The organism is Janthinobacterium sp. PSRC1-1 (assembly GCF_049897525.1).
GTDB classification, from domain to species: Bacteria; Pseudomonadota; Gammaproteobacteria; order Burkholderiales; family Burkholderiaceae_D; genus Janthinobacterium; species Janthinobacterium tructae.
This window is the reverse complement of record NZ_JAFCWK010000020.1, coordinates 43,151-56,901: the sequence shown is the minus strand read 5'-3', so window position 1 is coordinate 56,901 and position 13,751 is coordinate 43,151. Positions and strand designations below refer to the sequence as shown.

The window sequence follows — 13,751 nt, the reverse complement described above, 5'->3', positions numbered from 1 at the left end:
GAAGTGATGTCGCCTCTCGTCCTGACCCTGGCCGGCCTGTGGAATTCCGGGCCGCAGCACTGGCAAACCCAGTGGGAAGCGCGCCACCCGCAATGGTCGCGCGTGCCGCATGGGCAATGGCAGACGCCGGACAAGGACGAATGGGTGGCGGAGCTCGACCGCGCCATCGCCGCCTGCGAGCGAGCGCCCGTGCTGGCGGCGCACAGCCTGGCCTGCACGCTGGTGGCCCATTGGGCGGCCAGCGGTTCACCGCACAAGATCGCCGGCGCCTTCCTGGTCGCCCCCAGCGATGTGGAAGCGCCCTCCTATCCCGCCGGCACCACGGGTTTCTCGCCCATGCCGCTGCAAGCCTTGCCGTTTCCCAGCCTGGTGGTGGCCAGCGGCGATGATCCCTACGTCAGCTTCGCGCGGGCACGCGCGTTTGCCGCCGCCTGGGGCAGCGATTTCACCATGATCGGCGACGCCGGCCATATCAATGGCGATGCCGGCTACGGCCCCTGGCCGGACGGCGAACAGCTGCTGCTCGATTTTTGCGCCGCGCACCAGGCCTGAACGGGGGCGCGCACGATAGATCCGCATTTGCCCACAACTCAGAACACAGGCAGAATCGTGGCCTTTCCATAGCGGCGCCCCGGCGCCAGCCCCACGATGAAACGTCCGTTCCTGCCCGTTCTTCTGCCCTTGCTGCTGTGCTCCGCCCTCGCCCACGGCGCGCCCTTCTACGAAGGCAAGAGCCTCGCCCATCCCGCCATCAATGCCTCGCAGGATAGCGGCACCGACATCGCGTTTATCAAGGAGAAGGATGGCGTCAACGGCTATTACTGCGAGTGCAAGAGCAGCAACGCGAAAGCCATTGTGCTCGACCAGTTCGGCAACGCCGTCATCCGCTCCGTCTTCTACGCCTCGCTGGACAAGGAATCGGACACCAGCATGCAAACCATGCTGGTGCTGTTCCGCCAGGGAGACAAGAACGGCTTGCGCGCCTACCGCTACCATCGCGGCTCCGGCAAGTACCGGCGCCTGGACGGCTTGCAGCCGGCACTGAACCGCATCGTGGCGCAAAGCGGCTCTCCCAACGCGGGAACGGTCAAGGCGGCGCTGGCGACACTGGCGCCGATGGACTACAGCGTCGCGCGCGGCAAGAGCGACAATGCGGATGTCGACGCCATCGACCATACGCAAGGCACCATCGTCGGTTACTACAGCGATGACGGCAAGCCCGTGGCGGCAGGCGGCAAGGACGCCATCACCTACAAGAAAACCTTCCAGAAAAAAGGCGAGCGCTTTCTCACCGCCAGCTACACCCTGTACAGCGACGCGGGCGCCGGCATCCTGCCCAATTACCGCCTGTGGCAAGTGACGTGGGAAACGGCGCCGCAGCAATTCACGGGCAGCGAAGACGGCCCGTCCGTCATCTACAGCCTGGCCTGGGACGATGGCTCGGTCGTCGAGCGGGGCCAGTACGTGAAAGGCAAGCGCCAGGGACTGTGGGTGCGCGAAGGCATGCATGAAGGCAGCGAAAAAGGCCATTTCGTCAATGGCCTGCAGGAAGGCCTGTGGTCCTTCAACTATCCCAGGCAGAGCGAGAGCGGCATGTACCGGGCCGGCAAGCGCGAAGGCCGCTGGACCGTCGTCAACTATGCCGATGCAGAGGAAGTAACGGGTTTCGACACCTACGCGGGTGGCCAGCTGAATGGCCCGCATGAACGCCGCATGGGCGGCAAGCTGCAAACGCGCGGCACCTACGTCAATGGCACGCGCCATGGCGCATGGATCACGCAAGACGGCGACGGCAGCTTCATCGACGGCTTGCGCGACGGGCCGTGGAAACTCAAGCTCAAGGACAAGGTCACGCAAAGCGTCACTTTTGTGAAAGGCAAAAAACAGGGCGAGGCACTCGACACGGACGCCAGCGGCGCGCTGCGCGTGCGCGACCACTATCAGGCCGGTGTGCTCGAAGGCAGCCGCACGCGCTACCTTGGCCCGGCCGGCAAGGAGTACGTGGTCTACACGGCCACCTACCGCAATGGCCAGCTCGATGGCCGCGAACAGGCGTTCGACGACAGCGGCAAGATCCTGCGCCTCGATACGCTGTGGGACAAGGGCAAGAAGCAGGGCCTCGATGCGCGCTACTACCCGAACGGCAAGCCGGAGCGCCTGGCCGTCATCGACCAGGGACGCCTGCTCACGCACCTGCGCGAATACTACGAAGACGGCCAGCTGCTCAACGACATCCACCGCTGCACCTTCAAGGAGTACGGCAGCACGCGCGACGACGTGTGCGAATACCACCACATGTACTACCCGGACGGCAAGCCGCAGTATTACTACGCCTTCCAGTACGGCCAGCGCCAGGAAGGCTATTCGAACTACCCGGACGGCAAGCGCAAGGACGAATTGCTGGTCGACCGCGCCGCCGACACCTCCGTCTTCAACGCGTACTACGAAAGCGGCCAGCTCAAATGCACGGAGCCGCGCAGCGGCCACAGCACGCGCACGGTGAATGGCGAGTCGATGATCAGTTACGCCTCGGCCGACCGCGATGGCGACAATATCTGCTACCACCCGAACGGCAAGGTGGCCAGCATCTACACCTTCCGCAAACGCGTGCTCGTCGAGTGCGGCAAGCGCTACGATGACACGGGCAAGCAGACGTTTCCGGGGCCGGAAGGCTGCCCGCCACCCAGGAAAGTCGACTATCCGATAGGACTGTGACCATGACGCAAACAAGACAGCCGCAGCGCATCCAGAACCCCGAGCGCATCGACGCCGGGGCGATCCACGCCGCCATCGCCAGCGGCCAGCAGGTGCTGGTGCAGTTCAATACCCTGGGCGAGCCGGAGCCGCTGCTGGCCGACCTCGACGCCCTGGCCGCCACCTGCGGCTCGGCGCTGACCATCCGCATCTACGGTTACGATCCGAAGGTGTTCGATGCCCGCATCCTGCGCGCGCTGCCGCATGTGGCCAGCCTGTCCATCGACTGCCACCGGCAAGCCATCCATCTGGAAGCGCTGGGCGAGCTGCGCCACCTGAAGCGCCTGAGCCTGGGCGTGTACGAGCTGGCGCAAGCCGACATCCTGCAGCTGGACAATTTGCGCGGCCTCGAATACCTGAACCTGGGCGAATCGGCCAGGAATAATATCGACCTGGCTCCCCTGCGCCACTATGCGCAGCTGGCCAACCTGGCCATCGAGGGCCACCACCAGCACATCGACACCCTGGCCGGCCTGCCCGCGCTGCACGAGCTGTCGCTGTACCGCATCAAGAACAAGGTAGCGCTGGATTTCATCTCGCAGATGGCCCGTCTGGACAGGCTGCTGTTGCAGCTGGGTGGCCGCGAATCGCTTGCGCACATCGAGGCGCCGCTGTTGAAGAAACTGGAAGTGATACGCGTGCGCGGCCTGGAAACGCTGGGCGACATCGGCCGCTTCCCCTTGCTGCAGGCGCTATGGGTGGAAGACCAGATCAAGCTGCGGCACATCGCGCTGGGACCGAATCCCGTGCTCGAACGCCTGAATCTGCACACCTGCAAAACGCTCGACAGCCTACCCGGCCTCGCCGCCCTGCCCGCCCTGCGCCAGATGTCGGCATCCGAGACCATGCTCGACATCGACTCGTTGCTGGCGCACGGCTTGCCCGCGTCCCTGACGCATGCGCGCCTGCGCACCGGCAAAAAAACACGCGACGATGCCATCGCCGCGCAGCTGGTGCAACTGGGCTACGAACAAGCGCGCCCTGGCTGAAATCAGCGGCCGGCCGCCAGCTTGCGCTGCCATAGCGCCACGTCGATCATCACGCCATCGACGCCCGTGTTGCGGATGTAGACGCGGTAGCTGCCCTGTCCCATGTCGCCATCGAGGTAGGCCGTGCGCTCATTGCGCTGCAGCCGGGCACCCTTGGCCAGCTGGCGATAGCGCTCGACCACCGCATCGAAGCTGGCATAGCTGCGCAGCGCCACTTCCAGGTCGCGCGGCGGGCGGCCTTCGGCATGGTCCAGCACATTGTTCTGCTTCTTGCCCTTCAAGGTGAGCGGATAGGCAAACACGCCGGCGCCGGCCGACGTCAGCACCGTGGATGTATCGAGCAGCAGCGGCAACAGCGCCGGCGGATAGGCGGGCGGCAGCTGGGCGCGGTTCCAGCCCGGCAGCGGCGGCTGCGCCAGCACATATTCGACCGTGGCGATCTTCTGCCCGTCGGCACCCGTATCCTTGTCACCCGCGATCAGCGCCAGCATGGGCGGCAGCTGCCTGGCCCAGGCCAGCAGAGGCGCCGCGTCGCCGACCAGCATGCCCTTGCGGTGGAACACGGTCAGCACCGCGTTCGGATCGGGATTGCAGACTTTCGCCAGCGGCTGGCCCTCCAGGCGGCAATGGCCGTTGACCAGGCCAAAGGCGAGGATGACGCCGCGCTTGTCGAGCAGCATGGCGCCGCGTTCACGGCCCTGCTTGCGGTCATTCATCGACGCCAGCAACTGGCGGCCATCGGCCAGCGCGGTGCGCGTGGCGTCGCGCTTTTCGCTGATCGCCTCGAGCGCCTGCGCCAGCAGCAATTCATCGTCTTCCGTGTAGCTGCCGCGCGCGTAACCGAAGAAATCGAACAGCGCGGCGCGCACTTGCGCATCTTCGCTCAGGCGCGGCAAGGGGCCGCCGGCCAGCAGCGAGGACAGGCTTTTCCCGGCCGGCGCCGAGGGCGCCGCCTTGGCGCCGGCCGGCTGGGAAAGGACGCAGGCCGCTGCCAGCAAGACGCCGCCCAGGGTGCGATAATTCGAAAAAATGATATGCATGATTCTGTCTGTCGGGGATTTGAGCGCGATTACGGCCACGTATGGCGCGCCGGCGATTCTAGCATGGCGCCAGTCCCCATGCGGTGCGGCTGGCGGACGGCGCCTGCGCCGAGGCGGCTGTTATGATGGCCGCAATGACGACACCGACCCACGCCACGCCCCTGCTTGTCCTCCTGCCCGGCATGGATGGCACGGCCCGGCTATTCCAGCGTTTTGACGCCGCCTTGCGCGCGCAAACCGCCATCGCCACCCAGGCCATCGCCTATCCGGCCGCACCACTCGACTATGCGGCGCTGGAAGCGTTCGTGCGCGAACGCTTGCCGCGCAACCGCCCTTTCGTCGTGCTGGCCGAATCGTTTTCGGGCCCGCTGGGGGCGGCTTTGCGCGCCGATCCGCCACCGGGCATGCGCGCGCTGATCCTGTGCTGCTCATTCGTGCGCAATCCGCGCCCGCTGCTCGCGCCCTTGCGCCACCTGCTCGGCCTTGTGCCCTTCGGCGCCCTGCCCGGCTTCGCCCTGCGCCAGGCATTGCTGGCGCCCTGCTCCACGCCGCCACTGCAGGCGGAACTGGCAGCGGCGCTGGCGCAAGTGCCGCCCAGCGTGCTGCGCCAGCGCCTGCGCGCCGTACTGGAAACGGACGCCTCGCCCAGCTTCGCGCGCGGCAGCCTGCCGGTGCTGTATCTGCGCGCCCGCCACGACCGCCTGGTACCGCCGGCAAACGCCTTGCAGATACTACGGCAGGCAGCGGGCACGCAGCTGGTCGATATCGACGCGCCGCACATGCTGCTGCAGGCGGCGCCGGCAGCGGCCGCCGATGCGGTCGCCGCTTTTCTCACGGGCCTGTCAGCCGCGCAGGAATCGGCTTAAGCGCGCGCTGGCCAGCACGGCCAGCCAGCTCAAGCCGCCCGACAGCACGCTGAAATAGATGGCCCGCAGCGGATGCTGCGGCAGCAGATACGCAAGCACGGCCGCGCCCAGCAAGCCACACAGCGCAGGCTTCCACCAGCCGGGCGGCAGCAGCGCCAGCAGCAGATTCGTGCCCGCATACACGTAGAACACCAGCAGCAGGGCCAGGCCACCGGCCACGCCACGCGAGCCAAGGCTGCCGAACAGCTGCGTGTACAGGAAAAAACCCAGCCAGCTCAAGGCAATAAACAGCAGGCAGCCCAGCGCGTGCACGCCCAGGCCAGCCATCCAGCGGATCTTCATGAGGCTCCTTAAAGAAAAAGCCGGCCCTTTTCACGAGGAAAGAGCCGGCCTTGATGCATTAGCCGCTGTGTCGGATTACGCTTACGCTAATCCGACCTACACGCATCTGAATTACTTCGCCGTATTGAGCAGCAACTCGTTGAGACGCTTCACGAAACTGGCCGGATCGGCCAGCGAACCGCCTTCAGCCAGCATGGCCTGATCGAACAGGATGTTGGCCCAGTCGCCGAATTTGCCGCCTTGCGCATCTTCGTATTTCAGGCGCGTCACCAGCGGGTGGTTCGGATTGATTTCCAGAATCGGCTTCGATTCCGGCGCGCTCTGGCCAGCAGCTTTGAGCATGCGCAGCAGGTTGCCCGACAATTCGTTTTCATCGGCCACCAGGCAGGCTGGCGAATCGGTCAGGCGGAACGTGACGCGCACGTCCTTGGCCTTGTCGGCCAGCACGGTCTTCATCTTGCCCACCAGGTCGGCGTACGAGGTTTCCGTTTCTTCGTGCTCTTTCTTTTCCGCTTCGTCTTCCAGCGCGCCCAGGTCCAGGCCGCCCTTCGCGACGGAGACCAGTTCCTTGCCTTCGAAGTCCTGGATAAACGACAGCATCCATTCATCGACACGGTCCGTCAGCAGCAGCACTTCGACACCCTTCTTGCGGAAGATTTCCAGGTGCGGGCTGTTCTTGGCGGCGGCGTAATTGTCGGCCGTGACGTAGTAAATCTTGTCCTGGCCTTCCTTCATGCGCGCCACGTAATCGGCGAACGAGGTGATTTGCGCGTCGCTGTCGTTGGCCGTCGAGGCAAAGCGCAGCAGCTTGGCCAGGCGTTCCTTGTTGGCCGCGTCCTCGCCGATGCCTTCTTTCAGCACCTGGCCGAATTCCTTCCAGAAGACGGCGTACTTGTCTTTCTTGTCCTGCTCGTCCGCATTCGCCAGTTCTTCCAGCATGCCCAGCACGCGCTTGGTCGAGCCTTCGCGAATCACCTTGACGTCACGCGATTCCTGCAGGATTTCACGCGACACGTTCAGCGGCAGGTCGGCCGAGTCGATCACCCCGCGCACGAAGCGCAAATAGGTCGGCATCAGCTGCTCGGCATCGTCCATGATGAAGACGCGCTTGACGTACAGCTTGATGCCGCCGCGCTTGTTGCGGTCCCACATGTCGAACGGCGCCTTGGCCGGGATGTACAGCAGCTGCGTGTATTCGCTGCGCCCTTCGACGCGGTTATGCGTGTGCGTGAGCGGCGACTGGAAGTCGTGCGACACGTGCTTGTAGAATTCGTCGTACTGTTCCGGCGTGATGTCGGCCTTGTTGCGGGCCCACAGGGCGCTGGCCTGGTTGACGGTTTCGAATTCGTCTTTCAGGACGGTTTCTTTTTTCTCTTCGTCCCACTCTTCCTTCTGCATCACGATCGGCAGCGAGATATGGTCCGAGTACTTGCGGATGATGGACTTGATCTTCCAGCTCGACAGCAATTCGTCCTCGCCTTCGCGCAGGTGCAGGATGATGTCCGTGCCACGGCCCGTTTTTTCGATGGTTTCGATGCTGTAATCGCCTTCGCCGGCCGATTCCCAGCGCACGCCCTCGGACGCGTCCGCGCCGGCGCGGCGCGTTTCGACAGTGATCTTGTCGGCGACGATGAAGCCTGAATAGAAGCCCACGCCGAACTGACCGATCAGGGCCGCGTCCTGCTGCTGGTCGCCCGACAGCTTGCCGAAGAATTCCTTGGTGCCCGACTTGGCGATGGTGCCCAGGTGCGAGATCGCCTCGTCACGGGTCATGCCGATGCCGTTGTCGGAAATGGTGATGGTGCGCGCATCCTTGTCGAAGCTGACTTTGATCTTCAATTCGTGATCGTTGCCGTACAAGGCGTCGTTATCGATCGCTTCGAAGCGCAATTTGTCGGCCGCGTCGGACGCGTTCGAGATCAGTTCGCGCAGGAAGATTTCCTTGTTCGAGTACAGGGAATGGATCATCAGGTGCAGCATTTGCTTCACTTCGGTCTGAAAACCCAGGGTTTGCTTTTCGGAGACAGCCATTTTTACCTCATAGTCTTGTGGATGGGACGGATGCTACGGAGTTGGGGATTATATAAGCGATTTCAAGGCCCCCTGTTTTACGCGGCGCCTTCACGCAGTGGCCTTATCCCAGCGCGCGGCCCAAGAAATCCCAGACGCGCTGGTCCTGCACCGTGGCCAGGTTCAGGCGCATGCGGGTCGACGGCAGCTGGCGCGGCGAAAACAGGCTGCCCGGCGCCAGCACCAGCCCCTCGGCCAGCGCCTTTTCTGCCAGCAGATTCGTGTCGCAGAGCGCATCGGCCCACACGAACATGCCGGCCGGCGCCGGATCGAAGCGCAGGCCGGCCCGCTCGGCGCGGCGATACGTGCCCTCGCGCACCTTGTCGAGCCGCGCGCGCAGGCGCTCCGCATGCTTGCGGTACAGGCCCTGCGAGAGGATCTTGTACACCACGCGCTCGCCGATGTCGCTGGTGGTGAGCGTTGCCAGCATCTTGCGGTCGGCCAGGCGCTGCGCCCGCTCCGGCGATGTGGCGATGAAGCCCACGCGCAGGTTCGCCGCCAGGCTCTTGGAAAAGCCGCCCAGGTAAATCACGCGGCGCAACTGGTCCAGCGCGGCCAGGCGCGTGGCCGGCTGCACCGCGCCGCCCGGATGCATGTCGCAATAGATATCGTCTTCGACGATGAGGAAATCGTGCTGTTCGGCCAGGCGCAGCACCTGGAACGCCTTGGCCGCCGACAGCGACGTCGAGCTGGGGTTGTGCAGCACCGAGTTGATCACGTACAGCTTGGGACGGTGCAGGGCCGCCAGCTCGGCCAGCACGGCGATATCGGGGCCATCCCCCAGGCGCGGGATGCCGATGACGTGCATGCCCATGGCGGCAAAGGCGCCGAACATCAGCCAGTAGGCGGGATCGTCGACAAAAATGGTCTCGCCGGGACGGGCAAACTCGCGCGCCACCAGGTCCAGCGCCTGCATCACGCCCACCGTGGTGACGATCTGCTCGGGCGGACAGGCGATTTCCAGCCCCGCCAGTTTCAGCTCCAGCTGCTGGCGCAGCGGCAGGAATCCCTGCGGCGCGCCATAGCCCAGCAGCAAACTGCCGGGCTGGCGGCTGACGTCGCGCAAGGCGCGCGCCACCAGGTCGCCATCGAGCCACTCGGCGGGCAGCATGCCGGAGCCGGGCGCGGGGATGACCGGCGTCTGGCGGAACATGTTACGGATCAGCCAAACCACGTCCATCGGCTGCGCCGCCGCGTCCTGCGCGCCAGCGGGCGGCGCCGGCGCGTTCAGCGGCGAGCGCTCGCGCACGAAAAAGCCCGCGCCACGCCGCGATTCGAGGTAGCCGCGCGCCACCAGCTTGTCGTAGCTGGCCACCACCGTGGCGCACGACACTTCCAGGCTGGCGGCGCACTGGCGGATCGAGGGCATGCGCGCACCGCCGCGCAGCAGCTTGTCATCGATGCGCGCCGCCAGCGAGCGCACGATCTGGTCGATCAGCGTTTCACCCGAGGCGCGCGACAACAAAGGAAGTGTATTGCTCATATGACCATGACAGTATGTGAAATTATGCGCAGAAGTGTATTTGTACTGTATTGCTATTGCGCCCTAGGATAGCAGTACCGGGCAGATTCATCCACATCTGCCCGTCTTTCTTCCACACCACCCGCGCCAGGACAGCCATGCCATCGCCCGCCACCACCTCCCCCAGCTCCCTCCCGCGCCTCGGCGCCGACCGCACAGGCCTGTTGCTGGGCTTGATCGCCGTCGCCCTCTTCAGCCTGACCCTGCCCTTCACGCGCCTGGCGGTGGCCGAACTCGATCCCACCTTTGTCGCTCTCGGCCGCGCCCTGGTGGCCGCCTGCCTGGCCGCACTGTGGCTATGGCAGCAACGGGCGCCCCTACCGCGGCGCGAGCAATGGCTGCCGCTGGCGCTCGTCTCGCTGGGCTGCGTGCTGGGCTTCCCCTGGCTGACGTCGATCGCCATGCGCAGCCTGCCCGCCTCGCACGGCGCCGTGCTGGTGGGGATTTTGCCGCTGGCCACGGCCGTGTTTGCCGTGCTGCGCGGCAAGGAACGTCCATCGCCGGGTTTCTGGCTGATGGCCCTGCTCGGCACGGCGCTGGTGGTGGCGTTCGCGCTGCGCCAGGGCGGCGGCAGCTTCCACCTGGCCGACTGGCTGATCTTTGCCGCCGTGCTGCTGGCGGCACTCGGCTATGCCGAAGGCGGACGCCTGGCGCAAGCCATGCCGGGCCAGCATGTGATTTCCTGGGCGCTGCTGCTGGCCCTGCCTTTTGTCTTGCCCGTGGTGCTGTGGAACGCCTGGCCGCAGCGCGCGCTGATGGCGCAGGCCAGCGGCGCGGCCTGGCTGGGCTTTGCCTATATCTCCGTGTTTTCCATGTTTATCGGCTTCTTTTTCTGGTACCGGGGCATGGCGCTGGGCGGCGTGGCGCGCGTGGGACAGACGCAGTTGCTGCAGCCTTTCCTCACCCTGGTGGGCGCGGCCGTGCTGCTGCACGAGCCACTGACGGGCGAAAGCCTGCTGTTTGCCGGCGCCGTGATCGCCGTGGTGGCCATCGGACGCAAGCTGAAATAAGGCGCCCTGACGCCCATTTGCAACGCCCTTGCGCGCGCGGATGGGCAGAGCGGCGTGCAGGCCGTACAATACCGCAGCACCATGGCGACGCCTATCCGGCGCCGCTTGCGCATGCACCGCCACAAGCGGGCCAACAAATCCAGCCGGCGCAGCTCGGCATCTTCTGTGAGACTCGTATGAAAATTGAAAATCCGAATCCGATCCAATGGCGCTTTGCCGAACGCGCGGAACAGCTGCAAAGCTCGTTCATCCGCGAAATCCTGAAGATCACGCAGCGTCCCGAGATCATCTCGTTTGCCGGCGGCCTGCCCTCGCCCGCCACCTTCCCCGTGGAAGAAATGAAGACCGCCTTCGACAAGGTCCTGTCGAACAATGGCAAGGTGGCCCTGCAATATGGCCCCACCGATGGCTACCTGCCGCTGCGCCAGTGGATCGCCGACTCGCTCTCGATCAATGGCAGCACCATCCTGCCCGAGCAAGTGCTGATGACGTCCGGCTCGCAGCAGGCGCTCGACTTGCTGGGCAAGGTGCTGATCGACGAAGGCAGCCGCGTACTGGTGGAAACCCCCAGCTACCTGGGCGCGCTGCAGGCGTTTTCCGTCTACCGTCCCGAATTCGTTTCCGTCGACACCGATGACGAAGGCCTGGTGCCGTCGTCGATCGACCCCGTCGCCGATGGCGCGCGCCTCTTGTACGCGCTGCCGAACTTCCAGAACCCGACGGGCCGCAGCCTGTCCGTGGCGCGCCGCGTGGAACTGGTGGAAACCTGCGCCCGCCACGGCCTGCCGCTGATCGAGGATGATCCGTACGGCGCCCTGAGCTACAGCGGCGAACCGTATCCGAAGATGATCAACATGAATCCGGATGGCGTGATCTACATGGGTTCGTTCTCGAAAGTGCTCACGCCCGGCATCCGCCTCGGCTACGTGGTGGCGCCGACGCCACTGGTGCGCCGCCTGGAACTGGCCAAGCAGGCGGCCGACCTGCATACCTCGCAGCTGACGCAGATGGTGGTGCATGAAGTGATCAAGGATGGCTTCCTGGACCGCCATATCCCCAGCATCCGCAGCCTGTACGGCAACCAGTGCCAGGCCATGCTGTCGGCGCTGGAAGAACACTTCCCGGCCGGCGTCACATGGACGAAGCCGGAAGGCGGCATGTTCATCTGGGTCACCCTGCCGAAGCACATCGACGCGATGAAACTGCTCGATGAAGCCATCGCCAACAAGGTGGCCTTCGTGCCGGGCGCGCCGTTCTACGCCAACACGCCGGACACGCACACCTTGCGCCTGTCGTTCGTGACGGTGCCGCCGGAACGCATCCGCGAGGGCATCGCCATCCTGGGCAAACTGATCGCCGCAAAAATGTAATGGCACTCTCCACGCCCCGCCTGCCGCGGGGCGTGTCACTGCTGCCCGGCACCAACGGGCACGCCTCTGTCCGCCTAACAGCCTTCACGACAGCAACTGCGTGCATGTATTCTTAAAAATGCCATAAGAATAATATTTCACCACCTGCCACAGCATCGATTTTTCCACCCAAGAAATGGGCAAGGCGGTATGATTTGACCGCTGCATCCAATTTGACCCCGGTCAGCATCACGGAAAATGCAGCAAACGCTGGCAGCGCAGAGTACATCGAGAAGGCCGGAAGCAATGAGTTCAGGCAGTGTGGAGCATTCCCAGCGGCGCAACGCCGCCATTTTGATTGTCGACGATGCGCCGGCCAACCTTGAGCTGCTGCGCAAGCTGATGAGCGAACAGGGTTATCAAACCTATGTCGCCACGTCCGGCGAGCGGGCGCTGGCGATCGCCCAGCGCGCCCGCCCCGACCTGATCCTGCTCGACGTGCTGATGCCGGACATGGATGGCATCGAAACGTGCCGCCGTCTCAAGCAGCACCCGCTGACGCATGGCATCCCCGTCATTTTCATGAGCGCGAGGACGGAAACGGAAGACGTGGTGGCCGGTTTCGACTGCGGCGCCGTCGATTACATCAACAAGCCGCTGCGCATGGCCGAAGTGTGTGCGCGCGTGCGCGCCCAGCTGCACATCCGCAGCAGCAATGAAACCCAGCAGGAGCAGGCCGAGCGCCTGCACACCATCGTCAACAACATGGCCGAGGGCTTGCTGATCATCGAAGCCGATGGCCGCATCCAGTATACCAACCCGGCCTGCGACCAGTACCTGGGCTACCGCGAAAACGAACTGGCCGGACGCTCGATCGCTGAACTGCTCAGCCCCCTGGTGACGCAGGAATACCTCGATTACTTTGCCATGTATGCGGCCAGTCCGGAGACGGCGCACAACCACGGCACGCGCGAAGTGGTGATCCGCCACCGCAACGGCGCGGCGCTGAGCATGGACCTGACGCTCACGCCCATGTATCTGCGCCAGCCCCTGTATATCGGCCTGCTGCACGACATCACGCACCACAAGCAGTCGGAAGACGCGCTGCAGCGCGCCGCCTATCTCGATCCGCTGACCAAGATCGCGAACCGCCGGCATTTCGACAGCTTCCTGGAAAAAGAGTGGCAGCGCGCCGTGCGCAGCGGCGGCGCCCTGTCGCTGGTGGTACTCGACGTCGACCATTTCAAGCTGTACAACGATAGCCTCGGCCATCCGGCCGGCGACAGCTGCCTGCAGCAGGTGGCGCAAGCCATCGCCTCGCACGCCGCCCGCCCGGGCGACCTGGCGGCCCGCTACGGCGGCGAGGAATTCGTCATGCTGTGCGCCGACACGGATGCCGACGGCGCCCTGCATCTGGCCGAAACCATCCGCCTGCACATCGAAGCACTGCAACTGCCGCACCCGCGCTCGACCACCTCGCCGTGGATCACCGTCAGCATCGGCGTGGCGACCATCATCCCGCACCAGCCGGACGACCGCGAAGCGCTGTTCGTCGCCGCCGACCGCGCCCTGTACGTGGCCAAGGAAGGGGGCCGCAACCAGGTGCGCGTCACGCAGTCGGGCAGCCAGGCCTGGAAAACGGTCAAGGCATTGGTACTGCGTTAACAGGGAAGCTCAACGAAACATGTCGCGAACCAGGAGTAGGCCCACGCCCCAAACAAGGGCACTCCGGGCCAAGCGAGCCTGAAAAATGTCGAGGGCAAGGCGCAGCGACGCAGACAGTACGCAAGTACGGCAAGGAAGCTGCAA

The 13,751-nt window shown here is 64.8% G+C and carries 11 protein-coding genes; 7 read left to right on the top strand and 4 right to left on the bottom strand.

The window, feature by feature from the left end; all coding sequences use genetic code 11:
• Positions 1 to 6: 6 nt before the first annotated feature.
• From ACP7DW_RS27450 to ACP7DW_RS27440, 3 genes are all read left to right on the top strand, one after another.
• Positions 7 to 552: an RBBP9/YdeN family alpha/beta hydrolase gene (locus ACP7DW_RS27450; protein ID WP_426057574.1), complete on the top strand. Its 546-nt coding sequence runs from the start codon at positions 7 to 9 to the stop codon at positions 550 to 552.
• Between the two features lie 96 nt (positions 553 to 648).
• Positions 649 to 2,715 carry a hypothetical protein gene (locus tag ACP7DW_RS27445; protein WP_426057575.1) on the top strand — a complete coding sequence of 689 codons (2,067 nt, stop codon included), beginning with the start codon at positions 649 to 651 and terminating at the stop codon, positions 2,713 to 2,715.
• 2 nt (positions 2,716 to 2,717) lie between these two features.
• A complete protein-coding gene (locus ACP7DW_RS27440) occupies positions 2,718 to 3,743 on the top strand; it encodes a hypothetical protein (protein WP_426057576.1) in 1,026 nt (341 codons plus the stop codon).
• A 2-nt stretch (positions 3,744 to 3,745) separates the two neighbouring features.
• Here ACP7DW_RS27440 and ACP7DW_RS27435 read toward each other — a convergent pair whose 3' ends face one another.
• Positions 3,746 to 4,783 (bottom strand): hypothetical protein, encoded by a 1,038-nt coding sequence (locus ACP7DW_RS27435; protein WP_426057577.1) that lies wholly within the window; start codon positions 4,781 to 4,783, stop codon positions 3,746 to 3,748.
• Between the two features lie 134 nt (positions 4,784 to 4,917).
• Here ACP7DW_RS27435 and ACP7DW_RS27430 point away from each other — a divergent pair, with 134 nt between their 5' ends.
• Entirely contained in the window at positions 4,918 to 5,649 is a 732-nt protein-coding gene (locus ACP7DW_RS27430) for an alpha/beta fold hydrolase (RefSeq protein ID WP_426057578.1), read from the top strand.
• Here the strand turns inward: ACP7DW_RS27430 and ACP7DW_RS27425 are convergent.
• From ACP7DW_RS27425 to ACP7DW_RS27415, 3 genes are all read right to left on the bottom strand, one after another.
• The gene (locus tag ACP7DW_RS27425; protein WP_426057579.1) at positions 5,626 to 5,991 is read right to left on the bottom strand and encodes a hypothetical protein; all 366 of its coding nucleotides are present in this window, start codon (positions 5,989 to 5,991) and stop codon (positions 5,626 to 5,628) included. The genes ACP7DW_RS27430 and ACP7DW_RS27425 overlap by 24 nt on opposite strands.
• A gap of 111 nt (positions 5,992 to 6,102) precedes the next feature.
• Complete coding sequence (gene htpG, locus ACP7DW_RS27420; protein ID WP_426057580.1) at positions 6,103 to 8,022, bottom strand: molecular chaperone HtpG; 1,920 nt, start codon at positions 8,020 to 8,022, stop codon at positions 6,103 to 6,105.
• Between the two features lie 103 nt (positions 8,023 to 8,125).
• Positions 8,126 to 9,544, bottom strand: a complete 1,419-nt coding sequence (locus ACP7DW_RS27415) for a PLP-dependent aminotransferase family protein (RefSeq protein ID WP_426057581.1) — start codon at positions 9,542 to 9,544, stop codon at positions 8,126 to 8,128.
• A 137-nt stretch (positions 9,545 to 9,681) separates the two neighbouring features.
• On the opposite strand from ACP7DW_RS27415, the gene ACP7DW_RS27410 reads away from it, so the two are divergent.
• The 3 genes from ACP7DW_RS27410 (at position 9,682) to ACP7DW_RS27400 (ending at position 13,607) form a co-directional block, all read left to right on the top strand.
• Positions 9,682 to 10,593 carry a DMT family transporter gene (locus ACP7DW_RS27410; RefSeq protein WP_426057582.1) on the top strand — a complete coding sequence of 304 codons (912 nt, stop codon included), beginning with the start codon at positions 9,682 to 9,684 and terminating at the stop codon, positions 10,591 to 10,593.
• Positions 10,594 to 10,769: 176 nt separating this feature from the next.
• Complete coding sequence (locus tag ACP7DW_RS27405; RefSeq protein WP_426057583.1) at positions 10,770 to 11,963, top strand: PLP-dependent aminotransferase family protein; 1,194 nt, start codon at positions 10,770 to 10,772, stop codon at positions 11,961 to 11,963.
• 285 nt (positions 11,964 to 12,248) lie between these two features.
• Complete coding sequence (locus ACP7DW_RS27400) at positions 12,249 to 13,607, top strand: diguanylate cyclase domain-containing protein (protein ID WP_426057584.1); 1,359 nt, start codon at positions 12,249 to 12,251, stop codon at positions 13,605 to 13,607.
• Positions 13,608 to 13,751 lie beyond the last annotated feature (144 nt).